A 20,286-nucleotide genomic window follows, 5' to 3' on the forward strand; every position below is an offset into this window, starting at 1 on the left:
TATCAAAAACATATTAAAAATAATCATTTTAAAATTCGGAACAAACCGAAATAAACAGCTTCAGCCGGCAGCCCCTCAAACTGGAAAAAGCAGATTTTACATTTTGATTATATATACATATTAAAGACTTTTACTTTTAAAGATTTTCGTTAAACGAATTTTATCTTAAAAAATAATCCATTTAAGATTTGCATTCTGATGAGTTTCATCTTATAGATTTTTCTTTTAGATTTTCTCTTAAATTTTTCATCTTAAAATTTTTCTCTTAGATTTTTCTCTTAGATTTTTCTCTTAGATTTTTCTCTTAGATTTTCATCTTAGATTTTCATCTTAGATTTTCATCTTAGATTTTTCATCTCCCATCTTCAACCCAGAAGTGCATAATTCATGACTTCCTACGGAGTCATGTAATTTAAGCACTTTCTCGGTCTGTTGTTAATTTGCTTTTCTAATTTATCTAATTCTTCAATGCTTACATAAGCGAAATTTGTTTTTTTCGGGCATTGCCGCCTTATCAATCCTATTGAGTTTTCAACAGTCCCTTTTTCCCAACTATGATACGGTCGGCAGAAATATGTGTCCATATTCAATTCATCTTTCAATCTCATATGTCCTGCATTTTCCGTTCCGTTGTCAAATGTTATCGTTTTCCTCATATTTTCCGGAAGCGTTTTGAAAAATTCAATCGCTTTATCCATCATTTCTTTTGTTGATTTATCATTCAATTTTCTTATAATCATAAATCTGCTTTTTCTCTCAACTGCGACCATAAGACACGCTTTTGATTCCCTTGACACAACAGTATCTATTTCCCAATGTCCGAATTCACTTCTTTCGTCAACGATTTTTGGCCTGTCTTCAATCGAAACCCTGTCCGGAATTTTTCCAATCCGTCTTTCTTTTTTCAATCCTCTTTTTTTCCGTCTTCTGTGCCGTCTTGCCAGGCATCCGATTAAATTTTGTTCAACTTTGTAGATATATTGGTAAATACTTTCGTAGTTGGTTTTTAATCCGGGTTTATCTTTTTTGATCCTTCCTGAAATTTGTTCAGGTGACCATCCCATCTTGATTTGCTCACGAACATACATACGCGTTTCAAGATCTTGCAAAGGTTCTTTCTTTGCCGCATTCAATTTTCGTTCTGTGCTGCGACTTTGAGCTCTCTAAGCATTGTATTTCACTTTGTTTTTGAGTGGCTGATTCCGTTTTAATTCTCGTGAAATTGTAGATTGTGAGCGGCCTAAGGCCGCCGCAATCTCTGCTTGTGTTTTCCCAATGTATGAAAATATTTCAATCCAGAATCGTTCGTATAGTGTGAGATGTGTATACTTTTTATATCCTAAAGCCGTTGTGTGCATGGGTGTTATCCTCCTGTTTCTGCAAATTACAAGAAGATAGTCACCCACTTATTTTTATCGGAGAATATGCACTTCTCCATTGAATTCAGGTCTTAAAATTTTAATTAAAATTTGAATTTTAATGAATTTCATTTCAAATTTTCATCCTCATGATTTCATCAAAATTTCATAAAAGTAAAAAATATTCCTCAAAATGATTGAGGAATATCGCATTCTTTTGCCGTTTCAGCCGAATCTTTCGGCTTCGTCGGCGAGCGGACAATTGTCACGTCCGTTACAGGCGCTCTTGCAAACGGCTGTTTTCTTGTAGACAAAACATAGCCGTCCGCCATCGGAGAAACCTTATAGCGCGTCGCCTTCGTGACCTCGCCGCAAGCGCATGTCACATCTGCCGTGAATCCCTTCAAAAGCGAAGACGCTTTGACCTGACAGCGGCTGATCTCAACAAAATTATCATTATCCCGAACACCGTTCCAAAGGAAAGGATTGGTCAAATAAAGGTGCTTTGCAGCGCCTGCGCCGGCCTCGCCGTCTTCTTTAGACGCCGAAGACACATACGATTTCGGCTCAGAAGAGCTGACAAACACAGCGCTCAACTCCGGAAGCGTGTCCGAAATCTTTGAAATCTCCGGCGTGTGCTTCTTCTCAAGCGCCGCAATTTTATATTCGTCCTCCGTTGCCCCGAGCATTTCAACCGCTTCTGCGTGAATCGCGTCGTAATCGAGCGCAGATCCGCCGATTGCTTCCAAAATAGAAGACAAAGCGTTAAAGCCCGAAAGCGGCGTCTCGCCTGCGGCTGCCGTAATCGGAATCAAACGACCTTCACAATTCATCACAGAACCCTTCTTTTTATAGAACGGCTCAGTCGCAATCACAATGTCGGCTTCGCCGCAGGCAACCGTGTCGCGCGATGAAATCACAATCGCGTTTTCCAAATTCTTAAACGTCTCTTTCAAATTATCATTGAAACAAATGTCAATCAAATCCGAATCTAAACAAATCAAAACCTTCAAGTCACCCGTTTCCATTTGAGAAACGATTTCATCAAACGACTGCTGCTTCGTGTGTTTGGACAAATATCCCGCGCCGGTCGCGTTCATGAACGGGCGCATCATCAAAAACTTCGATTTGCCGCCCGCGATTTCAACCGTCTCGGCCAAACGTTTCGCATACGAGTAAGGCGTCAAATCGGAAATGATAATCGTCTCCTCATCCGGCACAAACTCTTTTACGTCATAAAGACTTGCATCCGGCTCGACAATCACATTTTCCGTTGCAATCGGAAACTCTTTCAAACCAAAAGAAACGATTTCAGCACCCTTTTCTTTCGCGTGAACAAGCCGGCGAATCAAAAGCGGGTACGAAACATACGGGTCAACGAAAAGATAAATTTTCTTCGCGGACTCAACCTCTTCATAGGTCGTTCCGCGTCCCGTATAAGCGTGCAGCTTTCCGATATCTTTGAAAAGACCGGTCATTCCGGTACTGACAGGAACGCCCAACTTTTCGCCGATTTTCATGAGCGCCAAATGCTCTTCATTCGTCGTTCCGCCGACAGACAAAAGCGCAATTTCTTCAGGCTTCGCATTTTTCAATGCTTCCGCCGCCTTTGCAATTGCGTCTTCATTTGAAACCGCTTTTCCGTTCACGGCGGAGACGGCAGGACAATAATTGTTTGCCAAATTCACGCCGAAGCGGCAGAGTTTTCCCTGATTGACGGGAGACGCTTTTCTGTAATCAATGTTTAAAATCGGAGCGCCGCATGCCGTTCCCGTTTCAACCGCCGATGTTTCAAGTTCTCTCATGAAAACACCGCAGCCGAAACCGCAGCCGTAGCAGACGGCCGAATAAACATTTTCCTTAAACTTAGGATCAATAACGCCGGACATTTAATGCACCTCCTCTAACTTGATTTCAAAGAAAGGCGGCGTTCTGTCATCCATTCCCGTCACATAATTCAATTCATCCTGAAGCGGGTTTGCAAACTTCCTGTAAAGTCTTGCAAGCGGAATGTCTGCCGGGCAAACGTCGGAACACTGGCCGCAGCCGACACACGAGTCCATCAGATGCAAAAAGCGAATCATATGGAACAGTGAGATGTCGTAGCTGTCGGCCGGATCGTTGAAAGCCGTACACTTCGCTTCAGTTCCGCAGGCGCAGGGCGGACAAACCGTCTTGCACGCGCCGCAGCCGATACAGTTGACAAGCTCCTTCTTGAAGTCATCAAACGTTTGACTGTGAAGCGGCACAAAGATTTCTTCTTTGGTTTTAGCCGACATCTTCAGCATGATACCGTTGACTTTTCCGCGCGCTTCTGCTGCGGGCTCGCTGGCTTCTTTGACTTCGGCGTAGCCGCCATCAATTGCATTCTTTAAGAATTCGGCGCCTTTTTCAGTCATGACTTCAACGAAAGTGCCTTTGCCGGCGTAATCGGGCATAACGCCCCAATTTCCGCAGGCGAGATCGGAATTGGTCGCAATTTTAACAACACAATAGCGGCAGTTTTCACGGCGCCCGTTGTCTTCTTCTTCCAATTCATCAATGGATTCGGCGTGGTGCTCACCGTCGACAGTTTCTAAGATAAGCTTACCTTTCTCGATTTCTTCGGCGCGCACGTCATCCGGATTCACGCCGTAAACTTCCTCAGTCACCTTTCGAATCTTATACGGCATCATCGTGCCGCCGCAGTTGAGACCAATCGTGAAAATTTTATCAAGATCAATCATGTTGCGCTTGTGCTGCTCGCGAATGCCGCGCATGTCGCACGGTTTGACGGCAAGCGCAATCGTCGCGTCATTTTGGAACTGGCGCAGATATTTGGTCGGATTTGAAATCAGCATGTGCATAGAACCGGCCGATGCGTAAACGTCTTCAACGTTTGACGTCAAAACCGGAACGGCTTCATACTGGCTGGACTTTTTCAAAACAACAACGTGTTCGACAAGCCCTTTATCAAGCGCGCCGGCCAAAACGGATGTCACCAAACCGCCGGATCCGCCTTCTTTTCGAACTTCTTCGCGAACGGACCAGCCGATGTATTTGCCGCCGACTTTGATGTCGGACCCTTTCAAAAGATCGCCGACGGTAGACGGCGCCGGAGGTTTCTTCTCGGGCGGCTTGCCTTCAGGCGGTTTGCCTTCAGGCGGCTTTCCTGCGGGCGGTGCGCCTGCCGGTGCTGCATTTTCAGGTGCGGACATTTAAACCACCCCGTCCTTTCGAAGCGGACTCGGACCCAAAGCCGTCACCTTCTCAACCATTTCGGTCACGAATTCCGCGAACTGCTGGCCTTCGGAAGCCGAAATCCAGCGAAGCATCAAACGGTCGTCTTCTAAGCCCATTTCATTGAGCATTTGTTTCACGAATTTGTATTTGACAAGCGTTTTGTCATTGCCGTCGACATAGTGGCAGTCGCCGATATGGCAGCCGGTAATCAAAACGGCGTCGGCGCCTTCCAAAAACGCGGTGTAAATGTGAACCGGATCAACACGGCTTGAACACATCACACGAACGACACGGACATTTGTCGGCTGCTGGAAACGGGAAACGCCCGCCCCGTCGGCACCGGCGTAAGAACACCAGTTGCAGCAGAACATTACAATTTTAGGAATAAATTCGCCGGAAGAGGCACAGCTGCTTGCGGCGGTTTCAGTATTAACCTCAGACATCAGTTCACCTCCTCTTCGAAATAAAACACACTCTTGACCTGGGAAAGGAGCTGGACATTGTCAAAGTGAGACTGGTCAATCGCTCCCGTGGGGCAAGACATGGCACAGCAGCCGCATCCTTTGCAGGCCGCCGGATTGATAACAGAGCGCAGCGCCTTAAAGGACAAGCCTTTTTGCGTCACGACTTTCTCTTCGAGCGTTATCGCGTGGTACGGGCAGACGTCTTTACAGGCGCCGCAGCCGACACAAACTGCTTCGTCAACAGAAGAGAGTTCGGCCGGAGACAAGAGCGCGTCTCTGGAAAGAATCGTACAGGCGCGGGAAGCTGCTGCTTGGGCTTGGGACACGGATTCCTCGAACAATTTCGGGAAATGCGCAAGACCGCAGACGAAAACACCGTCCGTTCCGAAGTCGACGGGTCTTAATTTCGGATGAACTTCCATGAAGAAACCGTCTTTTGTAAGCGGCACTTTCATCATCGGCGCCACTTGGCGGTTGCCTTCTTCGGCGACTGTTGCCGCGCTGATGACAACGCAGTCGGCATCCAAATTGAAATGCATGTTCAGCGTGCGGTCATGAACGGAAACTTTATCACCAGTCACGACCGGCGGCTCGTCCTTGTCATACATCATGAAATGAACGCCGAGCTGACGTGCTTTTGTGTATTCTTCTTCGTACATGCCGTACGTGCGGATATCGCGGTAAAGAACATAAATTTCAGCGTCGGGATTTTGTTCCTTGTACTGAATCGCGTTTCTGACCGTGTTGGTACAGCAGATTCTGGAACAGTACGGGCGCTCGTCGTTTCTGCTGCCGGCGCACTGAATGAAAACGAGATTCTTGAAACTGTTTTCGCCTTTGTCGATCGCTTCTTTGAATTCAAGCTGCGTTTTGACAATCGGATTTTCTTCGTAGCCGAAGAGTCCGGGCTGTTTCAATTCGTTGGCACCCGTTGCGATAATGATGATACCGAAATCCAAAACTTTGTCGGTTTTGCCTTCGGTGATGATTTCGCCTCTGAAATTGCCGACGGATCCGCTCACGTTTTCCATCACGGAATTGTAATGGATGTGAATTTTGTCATTCGTTTTGGCTTTTTCAATGATCGGGTCAATCTTTCCCTTGTAGCTTTCAAGACCGCGGAGATTGCCGCCGAGCTCACCCGTCTTTTCAATCAAATCGACTTCGTAACCGTTTTCGGCAAGCTCATTGGCTGCCGTCAAACCGGAAACGCCGCCACCGAGAACGACCGCGTTGTGAACAAGCGGCAGTGACTGACTGTAAAGCGGTGTATAATACTTGACTTTGCCGACTGCCTGGCGCACCAAATCTTTGGCTTTATGCGTTGCTTTCTCAGGCTCGTCGTGGTGAATCCAAGAGCAGTGTTCGCGAATGTTCGCAAATTCGAAAAGCCACGGATTGAGACCGGCTTCCTGACAGGTTTGCTGGAAGAGCGGCTCGTGCGTTCTCGGCGTACAGGCCGCGACAACGAATCTGTTGAGCTTGTGTTCTTTGATCATGTCAAAAATGCGGCTCTGCGTGTCGTCCGCGCAGGAATACATTTCTTCAACGGCCAAAACAACGTGCGGTAAAGTTTTCGCGTATTCAACAACCGCAGGAACGTCGACAACGCCGCCGATATTTGTTCCGCAGCGGCAGACGATGACGCCGATGCGCACCTCATCTCCCAGCGGGTTTTCCGGCGGGATTTCAACAATCGTTTCCAAACTTTTGCGGGCAGCGTTTAAGAGCGCGCCTGCTTTGGACGCGGCACCGCTCGCTTGAGCGACGGACTCGGGAATGTCTTTCGGACCCTGCGCAACGCCGGCCGTAAAGATGCCGGTGCGGCTGGTTTCGGTGATGGATTCTTCAGGCGTCTTGACAAAACCGTATTTGTCAAGCTCGATTCCGAGAATCTTTGCAAGTTCAATTGAGGATTTCGGCGCTTCCAAACCGACGGAGAGAACGACTAAATCGAATTCTTCGTGAATGACTTCGCTTTCGGGGCCTTCGTATCTGAGAGAAAGCGCGCCGTTGTTGATGACATCAACGCCGGACGGGCGGGAATTGATGAAACGAACGCCGTCGTCCTGTGCGCGGAGCGCGAATTCTTCGTAGCCTTTGCTGAATGTTCTCAGATCAATATTAAAAATCGCGACATCGACTTCAGGGTGGTGATCCTTGATCAAACGGGACTGCTTGACCGCGTAGGTACAGCAGACGGAAGAGCAGTAAGCTCTGTTGATTTCGGGATTTCGAGAGCCGACGCACTGAATGAAAGCGATTTTCTTCGGGAGTTCACCTTTGGACGTTTGAATGTGTCCGGCAAACGGACCCGATGCATTCGTATATCTTTCAAATTGGAGCGCTGTGACGACGTCGGGGTGGTCGAAGCGATAGGCTTCCAAAAGGGTCGGGTTGAACGCTTCAAAACCGGTTGCCATGACGACTGCGCCGACATTGATGTCTTCGAATTCGTCTTTTAAATCGTAATTGACCGCGCCGCGCTGGCAGGCTTTTGCACAGTTGCCGCACTTGCCGTTTTTGATCATCAGACAGTTGTCGGGATCAATGGTAACGACTTTCGGGATCGCCTGCGGGAATTGGAAGTAAATGGCTTTTCTTTTGGAAAGACCTTCTTCGAATTCGTCGTCGACTTTCTTCGGGCATTTGGCAAGACAATCGCCGCAGCCGACACAATTGTCAACGTCGATGTAGCGCGTCTTCTTTTTAACGGTGAGCGTGAAATTGCCGACATCTCCGGAAAGGCCGGTGACTTCGGAATATGTCATTAATTTGATATCGGGATGGCGGCTTGCTTCCACGAGTTTCGGTGAAAGGATACAAGCGGAACAGTCCAGTGTCGGGAATGTTTTGTCAAGCTGCGCCATGACGCCGCCGATGGACGGCTTGGATTCGATCAAATAAACGCGGTAGCCGCTGTTGGCCAGGTCAAGCGCCGACTGCACGCCGGCAATACCGCCGCCGATGACTGCGACTGCGCCGACAGCATTTGTGACAGCATTTGTATTTGTCATGCTTCAGGCCTCCTTTGCTTTCTGCTGAAGCGCAACGATCTTTTCTTCAAAAGCAGAGTTTGTAATCATATTCATCTGAATGCCGAGTTCCTGCGGCGTGTAGCCGAAAGCGAGTCCGAGCAATTGAGAGTAGTGCAGAACCGGAATGTGATAGTCTCTGCCTTCTTTGTTGAGCTGCACCTGGCCGGAGTCGAACTGCAAGTGGCAGAACGGACAGGCGTCGACGATGCAGTCGAATTCGTCTTTCTGCAAAATTGCGAGCTTCTTCTCAGTCATTTTGAGCGTCGTCTCCAAGAAAGCGGAACGCGCACCGCCGCCTGCCCCGCAGCACATCATTTTTTCTTCGTAGTCAACGCTTTTGGCGCCGGTCGCGTCAACGAGCGCGTCAAAAAAGCGCGGATTTTCGGCGCTGCCGAGTCCTTCTTTTTCTTTGGACGGGCGGATCAAGTGGCAGCCGTAGTGAACGGCGACTTTGATGCCGTCAAGCGGAACGGTGACTTTTTCTTTGATGGTTTCGGGTCCGACATCTTTTTCGAGGAATTCGATGATGTGACGGACTTTTGCGTTTCCTTTGTATTCCAAGCCGACCTCGGAAAGCTTTTCGTTCACTTTTGCTTTGTAGTCGGGGTCGTGCATGAGCGTGAGGTTCGCTTCACCCAGTGAACCGTAGCAGCCGTTGCAGATGGTCAGCAGGTCCATTCCCATTTGTTCGGAAAGGACGACGTTGCGGCTGGCCATTGTCAGCCATGTGGTTTTGTCAAAAGACTTGAAAACGCCGGGTGCCGGACAGCAGGAGGCGCCTTCAAGTTCGTGAAGGTCAACGCCTAAATCTTTCATGACCTTGCGGCTTGCAAGCTCGATACCGGGATAGCGGTTCGGAGCAACGCAGCCGAGGAATAAAGAAAGGCTTTGGGATTTCCCCTGTTTTTCAGTTTCTGTGGACATTTCTTGATAACTCCTGATAATTTTCATTTTGCAATTGGATTTGAAATGTTTTGCATTTTTTTGATTTTCTTATTTTTTTGATTTTCTGAAATTTTGCAATCATTTCGCGTCGTGTTTTCGCGTTATTCCTTTTGCGTGAGCGTGTCGAATTCGCAGGCTTTCAACAGCTTTCTGACTTGTTCGTAGGCTTCGGGGTACATATGAACGGTCGGCGGGACTTCCGTGAGGCCGAGTTCCAATCTTTTCTTTCTGTTGGAATCATTGATCGGCACCGCGTGACCTGTGTCGATCACAAAGTGTGCGACTTCCCGATGCGGCTGAAGCATGATACCTTCATGGACTGCCATTGTGCGCATGCGAAGAAGCGTGTCGACGTTCAATACGCCTTCGGGGCATCTTTCCTGGCATTTGTAGCAGGTGGTGCAGTACCACAGGTATTCGTCTCTTAAAATGCGCTCTTTCATACCGAGCCCGGCCATGCGGATATATTTTTTAATATCGAAGTTTTTCTCAATATCCTTCATGGGACATCCGGTGGAACATCCGTTGCAGTTAAAACACAACAGGATTTTGTCCATCCCTTTTTCTTGGGTAAGCTCACTGAAGAAGCTTTTATCAATTTCAGATGAACTGACTGGATCTGTCATGAATCGTTTCCCTCTCTGTAATTTGATATTTGTTCTGTCAGACAGAAGTTTTGTTAGACAGAAGTTCTTTAGATAGTTTATTTAGACAGTTTTAGATAGTAGATAGAATGGTTTAAACAATAAATCAAAATGAATCAAACCGCCAAATCGCGCCGAAATGAATACGCGCCAAAGCAGCTAAAGCAAATAAAGCAGCGAAGCAGCATATTCATCAAAAACGGCCGTGCCGCAAAGACACGGATTTGAAAAAACCCCGCAAGAGACGTGCACGAAAATTGCGCGGGTTATGTAATGATAAATTATGAACATACACAAAAACATGAAATCCTATATAAAGTCTGCCGTTCGTCTCAAAGGTTTACATATAATCCTCACAACAATTGTTTTTGTTTTCGTTTTGGTGAAAAATATTAGGTTTACATAGAGAAAAGGGGGTGAAATGTATATGCCTGCTTTTCAATTTTTTAAAAATATTTCCTCTTTTTTGATTATTTTTATTTTAAAATTGTCCTCCTTTTTTTGATTATTTTTATTTTAAAATTGTCCTCCTTTTTTTGATTATTATTTTAAAAATATCACCCTCTTTTTTGATTATTATTTTAAAATTTGTGCGGTTCGCGCGGGCGGCGGCGGCTGCCTGCCGGACGGAAAACGGATTGGCAGCAGCAAAACGGAAACCTGACCGGCAGCGGCAACAGAAACCTCCCTCCCACTGCAAACAAACACCTTCCTCCTGCTGCAATCCGAAATTTTGTGAGCGAAGCGAGCAAAATTTAATGCCAACGGATTACGATAAAAATGAGCAGATACACGCAGCAAACGTAAACCTGATTGGCAGCAGCAACACTAAAAGACAGTTACAAGAAAACATTTTGCAGGAGCCGAACACAGCTGAAAAAGCTGACTGTTTATAGTTTTTATTTTCATATGGGAAGAATCCGCCAAGTCTCGTTTCCTCGCTGCGCTCGGAAACTCAACTTGCGGGGGACGGTTCTTGAAATATTATCAATCATAATAACTAATTGAAACATCGCTTTTCATTCATTTTCTTCAAAAACGGAACGCCATCTTTTATCGAAATTTAAAATATTTTTTAGGATTTTATCGGGCGTTCAGGTTCAACGATTTTGAAAAATGGATGTTTAGGTTTCATTGTAAAAACAAATAAAAAACGACGAACAAATTTGAAAAATAAAACAAAAATGAAGCAGCTCACGCGCGGCGGCGAAACAACCAATCAAAAATAAAAATGAAAAATAAGAAATTGAAATGAAAATAAGAAATTGAAATGAAAATAAGAAATTGAAATGAAAATAAAAAAAGAAATCAAGCCGCATTACCGGCTTCAATTTCCTCATTATCTTCATTTTCCGAGAAAATTTCCTCGACAAACTTTTCCGACGGCGGCTGTGTCTTTAAACTGACAACGATTGCCGCAATAATCGCAAGCGGCGTTGCAATCACGATCGGATCGACATAAACCCACATGCCTGAAAGAAGCGTTGCTTTTCCGAAAATCGCCTGACAGATGCCAAACGGAACGGCTTCAGACGCGTGAACAAAGACGTACCAGAAAATCGAGACGAAAAGTCCCGTAAAGAAACTCGCGTACGCGCCTTTCTTCGTCATTTTCTTCCAGAAAAGACCGCCCGCGTACATCGGAAGAAGTGCTGCGGTACAAATGCCCATGAAAACGGCGGTCGCTCTTGCGATAATGCTGTCGGGCAAGATGAAAGCAAGAATAACGGATGCAATCACGGTAATGACCATGCCGATTCTTGTAAAGAGAATCGTTTTAGTCGACTTTCCTTTGAAAATGCCGTTTCGAATCAAATCGTAGCCTACAGATGTTCCCATCGTGTGAATTTGAGACGCGGCCGTTGACATCGCCGCCGAAAGCAAACTGAGCAGGAATATCATCACAAAGATTTCAGGCATCGCGCTGTTAATGTATGCCGGGATGATGGAATCGACATTGCCGCCGGCGACGTCAAGCGCAATCATTCCCGTTTCGTTAAAGAAGTAAACATTTGAGAGGGAGCCGACGATGTATGCGACACCCGCCATCATCAAAATGAACGGACCGCCTGCGAAAACAGCTCTTTTCAATGTTTTGTTGTCCTTGACGGTCATGAAGCGGACAGCCAACTGCGGCTGAGCGATAATGCCGATACCGACGCCCAAAATCAATGAAGAGATAATCGTCCACCAAAGTTCCGAGCCGAACGCGGGCATCATCGTCCACCCTTGGTGTCCGATTGCCTGAAGCGAGTCGGGAACAAGCGGCGCCATATTCGTTAAAGCCGTATGCGCTTCGACAACGCCGCCGAGCTTAATGTATGTGATGATGAGCAGGAAAAACATACCGATAAACATGATGGCGCCTTGGAACGCGTCGGTGTAAAGAACCGAAATCAGACCGCCGATAATCACGTAAAGAGCGACAATGATCGTAAAAATGATCAGCGCGGTTTCGTAAGGAATGCCAAGCGTCGTTTCAATGAAGCGGCCGGAGCCGATAAGAACGCTGGCGGCGTAAAGCGGCATTAAAACCGCGATGAACAAGCCGACCCAGGATTGAAGGCCGCGGGATTCAAAGCGTTTTCCGATGAATTCCGGAAAAGTTGACGCGCGAAGCTGTTTGCCCATCTTTCTCATTTTCGGGCCGAAAATTAAGAAAGCGATAATGATACCGACAAGAATGTTCAAAAAGGCGAGCCAAAGCAGACTCATACCGTAAGTTGCGGCAACACCGCCAAAACCAATAATAGCCGATGTGCTGATGAATGTCGCGCCGTAGGAGATCGCCATGACTAACGGATGCGTTTTTCTGCCGGCAACCATGAAGTCGGAAGCATTTTTCGTCTTCTTATAACCGTACCAGGCTAAGCCGAAAGTTATTCCGAAATAAACAACAACCAATATAGCGAATATCGCTAAACTTGAGCCCGATGACGATCCAAATAAAGAAGAAAGGGAAATCCCGTCAGTCATAAAAAACCTCTTTTGTACTAATAATTATAATGCAAAATTATATGCAAAACTGCAACAATCAAATTTTTAATTCTATATCTTTACGGCACAAACAATCAAGCGCTTACGCGACCGTTTATGCATTAATCTGTATCATTCCAATGGCGGATGCCGTAAACCATGCACCAGAGCGCCCCGAGGAAACACAGAAGGTAAGCCGCCAAAATCAGCGGATCAGGGATTCCGAGAATCATATTCAAACCTTTTTCTAACCTTTTCAATTAATTAACATATTAAATCAATAACAGAAAGCGAAGTTGAAACATTCATTTCACATGAATATTGCGCTTCAAATCGCCGTGTCATTTGATAGCATGATACATATTAACATTATATAAACATTTGCATATACGTTTACTTGCAACATTTGTAATTTTTGCAAACCTGATTTTTGCATTCAATATTTTTTGCATTCGATATTTTTTGCATTCAAAATTTTTTGTATTCGATATTTTTTGCATTCAATATTTTTTGCATTCGGTATTTTTTGCTCAATGTTTTTGAAAATTTTACAGATTCGGCACTTTTAGGAGCATAATTTATTACATTATTTTCGTTTTTTACACATTTCGTAAATGTTCTGCCATATATAATATTACATGCATTTATCACACTCACCGCCGGCAAAAGTAAAAATAATCAGAAACATTGTCGGCGTTTTAAAAAAATAGATTAAATATTATACAAATAAAAACATCAGAAAAGTAACAAAAATAATATCAAATTGTAGGAACAAATAAATAAAACGTAACACGTTCTTTATCCAAACGTAACAATTAAATATGAAAATGTTCGAGTAGAAGAAAATATTTTGATATACCGAAAGAGGATAAAAAATGCATATTTCAGAAGGGGTTCTTCCGGCTTGGATGCTTGCCGTCGGATGGGTTTTGACAATCATATCAATGATTATTTGTATACAATGGAGTCAGAAAAAATTCGGAAACATTTTTGACAAAGTGCCGGCAATCGCCGTCATCACCGCCGCATTTTTCGTGGCTTGTCTGTTCAGAGTTCCCGTGCCGCCGACATCGCTTCACCTCATTTTAAGCGGCCTGGTCGGCATTTTGCTCGGTCCGCTCGCATTTGTATGCATATTTGTCGGGCTTCTCCTTCAAGCGCTTCTGTTTCAAAACGGCGGCATTACCGTTCTCGGCGTCAACACATTTGTGATGGGCGCGCCGGCCGTTCTTGCATGGATCGTCTTTAATTATCTCACGAAGAAAACAAATACCGCGGTTTCCGCAGGCATCGCAAGCGCGCTTTCAATATTTATCTCATCGATATTATTGGCAATTGTTTTGGTTGCATCCGGCGTCACTTTTGGCAGCCTGACCGTTTTGACAGAATATTTAGCAGACGTCCCCGTCTTGTCATCAATCGTTTCAACGCTGTCGGGAACAACATTCGGCCTCACGACTGCCTTAATCATTATAATGAACATACCGCTGATGATCATAGAAGGAATCATTTGTGCTTTCATCGTTCCGTTTATTGAAAAAGTCAAGCCGGACATGATTGAAAAGAACAGAACAGAAACCGAAACGTAAGCGGAAAACGTATCAGAAGTATGAAAATATATTCGAATCATATTCGAATGAAATCACTCAAATGGAATCAATCAAATGAAATCAATCGAATGAAATCAATCGCACGAAAACGTATTCGAATGAAATCAATCGTACGAAAACATATTCGAATGAAATCAATCGTATGAAAATACATAATATTGATACAAAACACATAATATTGACACATATGTAATAAATTGGAAACGGAATCGTAAGAAGCAGTATGAAATTAACATAAAAGATGTATGAAAAATATTCGAAACAGTAACAAGGAAACTGAAAAATTATAACCCAAAAAGATTATATATATTATCGAAAAGAGAACCCTTATAAATCATCAACAGCCATATAGAAGACTCAAGTGGAAATGATTTTTTCAAAATATTGAGTCATCTTCATCTGCATTTGACAAACAAGATTTTAACAAATGAAGTTTAGGTTTTAAAAAACCGACATCAAACGAATCTCCGGTTTGTCACTGTTGTTTAATGATTTTAAGGAGAAGAAATATGCATATTTCAGATGGCGTTCTTCCGACATGGGTTCTTGCTGCCGGATGGATCTTAACAATAATTTTGCTGATTGTCAGCATCGTATGGGCGAAAAAACAAACAAATAATTTGACCGACAGAGTGCCGCAGATTGCCGTTGTCACGGCCGCGCTCTTCGTTGCCTGTATGTTCAGAATTCCCGTGCCGCCGACATCACTTCATTTGATGTTGGCAGGCCTTGCCGGGATTTTATTGGGACCGATTGCATTCGTCTGCGTCTTTATCAGTCTGCTGCTTCAGGCAATTCTGCTGCAGTTTGGCGGCATAACGGTTCTCGGCGTCAACAGCCTTTTAATGGGCGTTCCCGCGCTGGCCGGCTACGTTATATTTATGCTGCTTTCCAAAGCAAAAGTCCCGTCCTGGTTAAACGGCGGAATCACAAGCTTTATCGCAGTCGTTATTACAACGATTCTTTTGGGAATCGTCTTCTACGTCTCCGGCGTGGATTTCGGCAGCTTAAACGCAATGCTTGCCAGAGTGGAAGGCGTTCCGGTCCTCTCGACCCTTGCCGACATCCTGCAAAGCACACCCGGCCTGCTGACGTTCTTCATGATATTCCTGATGAATATCCCGCTGATGATCGTTGAAGCAATTATCAGCGCCTTCATTATTCCGTTCATCGAAAAAGTAAAACCGGAAATGCTTGAACAATATAAAACGGACAAAGCAAACAAAACAGACAAAGCAAACGTAAGAGACGCATAAAAGTAAAATTAATCATACAAATGCATTCATGCAAACACATTCATACAAACGTATCATGCAAACACATTCATGCAAATGCATTCACACAAATCGGCAAATTATTCATACTATCATTGACAATTCATAATTTGGAGTAACAATATGACATACAAAATATTGAAATATATGACAGCAGCGCTTTTGATCCTCTCTTTGTTTGTCGCGCCTGCCGCAGCGCACGGCGTTTATATGAGCTGGAACCTTCAGGGTGATACCGTTTCCATTCACGCCTATTACCAAGGAAATGACCCGATGGCCAACACAAACGTCACGATTGAAGCAATTGATGCTGCCGGCACCTCGACCATTTATGTGACCGGATTGACCGATGCAAACGGCAATTATTCGTTTGCCGTCAAAGAAGGCATCACTTCTTACCGCATCAAAGTCGTTGAAGGCGAACACGCAATCAACAAAAAGATTGACATAGGAACGGGAACGAGCGGAGCGGAAAGCTCCGGCGGCTGGTGGAGCAAAATTGTCGGAACGGAAGGACCTTCCCTCTTTACAGTCGGCGCCGGTCTCGGCTGGATCGTTGGTATTGCCGGAATCATTCTCTATCTGCAGGCTCGCAGAGAATTGAAAAAGAAGAACAGCTGAGCAAAGCAAGAATCAACGGAATAAAAGAAACAAAAAATAAAACGAATTAAAAAAAATACAGGAAAAGTGACAAAATGAGCCAGATGGGAATTGATTCTCACTTATATGCAAAAACATCCGTCATTCACCGAATGAATCCGATGACAAAAGTCATAGCGGTATTGCTCTTGGTCATTTCAATTGCGATTGTCAATGACATATATATGGCGCTTTTTGCACTGATCCTGTCGTTTTTAATGATTCTTGCGGCAAAACTTCCGATCAAATTCGTCGTCCGAAGAATTTGGTCTCCTTTTTTATTCATATTATTATTTGCGGCGGCGCTGCTTTTAAGCGGCGGCGAAGGTGAAGTGCTTTGGTCAATCGGCTTTTTGGACATCACACTGGAAAGCGCGCTGAACGCGGCGCTGATTTTGGTCCGCGCAACGGCAGCAATTATTATGCTGACGGTTTTGCTTGCGACAACACGTTTTGATACAATCATCAAAGTTCTCTACGACTTGAAAATGCCGGTTTTCCTGCTTCAGATTCTGATGTTTTCTTACCGTTTTATTTTCGTCTTCTCTGATGAACTTGACAACATGAGAAATTCAATGGCATCGAAAGGATTCCGACCGAATCTTTCGATGAGAATGTTTTCATCGATTGCCAATATGCTCGGCATGCTTCTGATTAAAAGTTTTGAGCGCGGCGATGAGGTTTACCGTTCCATGGTTGCGAAAGGATACACCGGAAAACCGACGATCATCACCGAAAATAAAATGAAAACAAAAGATTATGTGATCGTCTCCATCATATTCATTCTTGCAGTCGCGATTCATGTGCCTGCCCTTATTCAAAGCGGAATTTTTAATTCAATCATCGGATGAACGGAAGTGAAAAAATGACAGAAATTGACATGTGCGAAAAAACAATTACTGAACCGAGCAGCGAATCGGTCGCCGAATCGGCAGCCTCCAAGTCAGCAGCGGCTGACGAAAACAAAAAACCCGTTCTTTCCGTGAAGAATTTAACGTATCATTATCCGAAGAACAAGATGGCTTTGGATGATGTTTCTTTTGATATTTATTCCGGCGAAAAAGTGGCTGTTGTGGGCCCGAACGGCGCCGGAAAGACGACCCTTTTCCTTCACATGAATTCAACAATCAAAAGCAAGGGTCAGGTTTTTATTGACGGGAAAGACGTCGCCGACATGAATCCGACAGAGCGCGTTAAAGAAGTCGGTATTATGTTTGCCGACCCCGACAACCAATTATTTATGCCGACCGTTTTTGATGACGTGGCTTTTGGTCCGCTCAATCTCGGTCTTTCCAAAGATGAAGTTGAACAGCGCGTTGATGAAGCGCTTGAGATGACGGGAATCACTGAATTAAAAACCCGCGTCCCGCACCATCTCAGTTTGGGACAGAAAAAGAAAGTCGTTTTGGCGTCCATCATTTCGATGAAGCCGAAAGTGCTTGTCCTGGACGAGCCGACGGCGAACTTAGATCCGAAAAGCAAGCGTGATGTTTTGGATATTGTGAACAAACTCAATGCCGAAGGCATGACAATTGTGATTTCAACGCACGATGTCAATTTGCTTTCCGAGCTAGCCGAAAAAGTTTATGTTTTAAACAAAAGAATCATTGAAACAGGAACCCCGAGAGATATTTTTTCAAATTCGAATCTTTTGGAAGAAAACAATTTGGAAGCCTCCGACATTTTCAAGTTCTTCCGCCTCCTGACAAGCATCGGTTTTGACTGTGACGAACTGCCGCTTTGTTTTGAAGATGCCGTGAATGAAATTTTGAAACAAATGGAAGAAAACGGCGGTCATATTCATTTGCACACGCACGATCATTCGCATGAAACAATGTTGAAATTGAGAGAACAGTTTCAATATCGGATTGAGAGGATTGATTAAAAAATTTATTGAGAAATAAATTGATTTCTGGTGAACGGATGAAAGAGAAAATTAAGATATTTATTAAAGAAAATCCGTTTTGGAGCACTTTTACTTCAGTTTTAATAACAACAGGAGTTTTATCAATACTCGGATATTTTTCCGATTTTTTTTATATATTTTGCTCTTGTTACCGCTGCATTTACTTTATCCCCGTACGGAATAATCAACACTCCGTTTACTATGAATTCCAAAAACAGCAGATTTGAATCATTCCAACCTGTATGGTTTCAATTTATATGTGTTTGGACGGCATCTGTCACCTACCCGATGATTATAATTGCTGGATTTTGGATCGTTGCATCTCAATTTCTTTCAAATATAATGCATCTCAGCATCGGAACGATCAGAAATGATCCGTTATTCACTTTTTTTGTGATAATATTTTCATCCCTGTTTTACTTAATCCTGTTTAAAGCAGCAATGGATGCAGCCGGCAGAATAACCGCTAAAAAGCCTATGGATGAGACTGATGAGTGAACTGTTGTATGTTTTTATACTTATCATCCCTGCGATATATGCAGCCCTTTACAAGAGTTTGTTTACCGTACCGAATAAAAAAATGAATATATTCTTCTTCCGATTGTATTTTTTAATGCCTTTTTGTCTATTTATCGGATTTCTATTTTCAACCTTTGCAATGTTTTTCGCATGGGAGTTTATGCCTGATTTATCGGATTACTTTTTTGAAATATTTCCGGGATCGGGTTCACGAATATTAGGCGCACTCATAAATCTCCCGATTATGCTTATTTTAACACAAATTATGATAATACCGAATAAAAAACAAACTAAAGATGATTTAAATAATTGTGATTATTATGTTTTTATGCCGCAATATAAATCACCGGCCGCCAAAAACTACGGAACAAAATACAGCTATAAAAAAAATCGCAATCCTGATGAACTGTTGATCGGAATGCAAATCGGAGAATTATCTTTCCCTGTTTTGCTGACAGATGGAAAAGAGATTATTTTTACAGTACATGGAGAAGTCATAGTTAGTGATTATGCTTTTCAAACATTTGGTGAAGGAGGTTTAACAGGATTTTACAAAAAAACAATGAGAAAAGAATGTTTATTAATGACAGAACCTGATGAAAATGAAGGAATCATATCAGATTTAGCAGGTATATTTAAAGAAAAAGACAAAACAGTAAAAAAGGAGCAAAAACCGCAATTGGAAATGAAATATTATCAATTGCTTTCAAATAATATTTTGGAGCTGACGGACCCAAAAACAGAACTGACATTAAGAAAAAAGATAGTAAATAAATCGCTGCTTCCGAAATCAAATGTCATATATTATAATAAACAAACGATGGAAAAAGCGCGAGATTTTAACAGAAGCAGAGAATTTGTAGGAAGTGAAGACGGATATCCATACGGTCCCCATCAGTTATGGATTTTATCAAAAAAAACCTGCATCCTGTTAAAAGACAGATTTGACTATTCGGAAGCAGATTTTATACCGATTGTTTTAACAGACGATGAAAATGAAACTCAAACAAAAATTCAAGAAGAAAATCAGACGTAACCTTCTTTGCCGCGCGCGAGCTGCTTCATTTTTTTAATTTGTTTTCAAACTTGTGTCACATTTTATTTGTTTTTAGAATCAACCCTAAACATCCAATTTTAAAAAAAATGTTAAACCCGAACGCCCGATAAAATCCTAATCTTAAATAATTAGACTAAAAAGAAAAGAAGGCGTTCCGTTTTGAAAATATTGATGAAAGATGATGTTTCAATCAAAACAGAAAATTGAATTAAAAGACAAAATACCGCCCCCGCAAGTTGAGTTGCCGGAGCGCAGCGGAGGAAACGAGACTTGGCGGATTCTTCCCATGCGAAACGAAAATTCAAAAACAGGCTGATTTTCCAATTGCATTCCGCTCCTGCAAGGTGCTTTCTTGCACCTTTCTTTTATTGCTGCCGATTCCGGCTGAGCCTGCCAATCTGCAACTGTCTTTTACGGTTGCCGCTGCCAATCAGGTTTACGTTGCTGCTGCTACCTTCAGGTTTCCGCTCGGCAGCAGCTGCCGCCGCCGCGCGCGAACCGCACAAATTTTAAAAAAGGAATCGAAAAAGGAGACTTCATTTTTGAAAAAGAACCAAAAAGAGAGAAATCATTTTTCAAAAATAAAAAAAATAAAAAAATGAAATAAATAAAAAAATGAAATAAATAAAAAAAT

18 protein-coding genes and 1 pseudogene are annotated in these 20,286 nt (G+C 43.6%); 8 read left to right on the forward strand and 11 right to left on the reverse strand.

Annotated features, from left to right (window positions below):
* Positions 1-395: 395 nt before the first annotated feature.
* The 11 genes and pseudogenes from MmiHf6_RS03250 to MmiHf6_RS10180 all read right to left on the reverse strand — a co-directional run.
* A pseudogene (locus MmiHf6_RS03250) lies at positions 396-1,148 on the reverse strand (IS30 family transposase); the annotation flags it as partial.
* Positions 1,149-1,163: 15 nt separating this feature from the next.
* Positions 1,164-1,358 carry a helix-turn-helix domain-containing protein gene (locus tag MmiHf6_RS10210; RefSeq protein ID WP_420891311.1) on the reverse strand — a complete coding sequence of 65 codons (195 nt, stop codon included), beginning with the start codon at positions 1,356-1,358 and terminating at the stop codon, positions 1,164-1,166.
* 188 nt (positions 1,359-1,546) lie between these two features.
* Entirely contained in the window at positions 1,547-3,247 is a 1,701-nt protein-coding gene (locus tag MmiHf6_RS03255) for a molybdopterin-binding domain-containing protein (RefSeq protein ID WP_316558273.1), read from the reverse strand.
* Complete coding sequence (locus MmiHf6_RS03260; RefSeq protein WP_316558274.1) at positions 3,248-4,555, reverse strand: Coenzyme F420 hydrogenase/dehydrogenase, beta subunit C-terminal domain; 1,308 nt, start codon at positions 4,553-4,555, stop codon at positions 3,248-3,250.
* A complete protein-coding gene (locus MmiHf6_RS03265) occupies positions 4,556-5,023 on the reverse strand; it encodes a hydrogenase iron-sulfur subunit (RefSeq protein ID WP_316558275.1) in 468 nt (155 codons plus the stop codon).
* Entirely contained in the window at positions 5,023-8,061 is a 3,039-nt protein-coding gene (locus MmiHf6_RS03270; protein ID WP_316558276.1) for an FAD-dependent oxidoreductase, read from the reverse strand. The genes MmiHf6_RS03265 and MmiHf6_RS03270 overlap by 1 nt, the downstream gene beginning before the upstream one ends.
* A gap of 3 nt (positions 8,062-8,064) precedes the next feature.
* Positions 8,065-9,006 (reverse strand): CoB--CoM heterodisulfide reductase subunit B, encoded by a 942-nt coding sequence (hdrB, locus tag MmiHf6_RS03275; protein WP_316558277.1) that lies wholly within the window; start codon positions 9,004-9,006, stop codon positions 8,065-8,067.
* A gap of 122 nt (positions 9,007-9,128) precedes the next feature.
* Complete coding sequence (gene hdrC, locus MmiHf6_RS03280; RefSeq protein WP_316558278.1) at positions 9,129-9,653, reverse strand: CoB--CoM heterodisulfide reductase subunit C; 525 nt, start codon at positions 9,651-9,653, stop codon at positions 9,129-9,131.
* A gap of 594 nt (positions 9,654-10,247) precedes the next feature.
* Entirely contained in the window at positions 10,248-10,472 is a 225-nt protein-coding gene (locus tag MmiHf6_RS03285) for a hypothetical protein (RefSeq protein WP_316558279.1), read from the reverse strand.
* A gap of 507 nt (positions 10,473-10,979) precedes the next feature.
* Positions 10,980-12,647, reverse strand: a complete 1,668-nt coding sequence (locus tag MmiHf6_RS03290; RefSeq protein ID WP_316558280.1) for a sodium:solute symporter family protein — start codon at positions 12,645-12,647, stop codon at positions 10,980-10,982.
* A gap of 122 nt (positions 12,648-12,769) precedes the next feature.
* Positions 12,770-12,880 (reverse strand): symporter small accessory protein, encoded by a 111-nt coding sequence (locus MmiHf6_RS10180; protein ID WP_338140908.1) that lies wholly within the window; start codon positions 12,878-12,880, stop codon positions 12,770-12,772.
* Positions 12,881-13,522: 642 nt separating this feature from the next.
* On the opposite strand from MmiHf6_RS10180, the gene MmiHf6_RS03295 reads away from it, so the two are divergent.
* From MmiHf6_RS03295 to MmiHf6_RS03330, 8 genes are all read left to right on the forward strand, one after another.
* A complete protein-coding gene (locus MmiHf6_RS03295) occupies positions 13,523-14,236 on the forward strand; it encodes a CbiM family transporter (protein WP_316558281.1) in 714 nt (237 codons plus the stop codon).
* Positions 14,237-14,766: 530 nt separating this feature from the next.
* Positions 14,767-15,513: a CbiM family transporter gene (locus MmiHf6_RS03300; RefSeq protein WP_316558282.1), complete on the forward strand. Its 747-nt coding sequence runs from the start codon at positions 14,767-14,769 to the stop codon at positions 15,511-15,513.
* A gap of 141 nt (positions 15,514-15,654) precedes the next feature.
* Entirely contained in the window at positions 15,655-16,152 is a 498-nt protein-coding gene (locus MmiHf6_RS03305; RefSeq protein WP_316558283.1) for a hypothetical protein, read from the forward strand.
* Between the two features lie 74 nt (positions 16,153-16,226).
* Positions 16,227-17,021 (forward strand): cobalt ECF transporter T component CbiQ, encoded by a 795-nt coding sequence (gene cbiQ / locus MmiHf6_RS03310; protein ID WP_316558284.1) that lies wholly within the window; start codon positions 16,227-16,229, stop codon positions 17,019-17,021.
* 14 nt (positions 17,022-17,035) lie between these two features.
* Positions 17,036-18,055 (forward strand): energy-coupling factor ABC transporter ATP-binding protein, encoded by a 1,020-nt coding sequence (locus MmiHf6_RS03315; RefSeq protein ID WP_316558285.1) that lies wholly within the window; start codon positions 17,036-17,038, stop codon positions 18,053-18,055.
* A 222-nt stretch (positions 18,056-18,277) separates the two neighbouring features.
* The gene (locus MmiHf6_RS03320; protein WP_316558286.1) at positions 18,278-18,574 is read left to right on the forward strand and encodes a hypothetical protein; all 297 of its coding nucleotides are present in this window, start codon (positions 18,278-18,280) and stop codon (positions 18,572-18,574) included.
* On the forward strand, positions 18,567-19,631 hold the full coding sequence (locus MmiHf6_RS03325) for a hypothetical protein (protein WP_316558287.1): 1,065 nt from the start codon (positions 18,567-18,569) through the stop codon (positions 19,629-19,631). The genes MmiHf6_RS03320 and MmiHf6_RS03325 overlap by 8 nt, the downstream gene beginning before the upstream one ends.
* A gap of 365 nt (positions 19,632-19,996) precedes the next feature.
* Positions 19,997-20,254: a hypothetical protein gene (locus tag MmiHf6_RS03330; protein ID WP_316558288.1), complete on the forward strand. Its 258-nt coding sequence runs from the start codon at positions 19,997-19,999 to the stop codon at positions 20,252-20,254.
* The last annotated feature ends 32 nt before the right edge of the window (positions 20,255-20,286 follow it).

This window comes from Methanimicrococcus hongohii (assembly GCF_032594095.1).
Classification (GTDB): domain Archaea; phylum Halobacteriota; class Methanosarcinia; order Methanosarcinales; family Methanosarcinaceae; genus Methanimicrococcus; species Methanimicrococcus hongohii.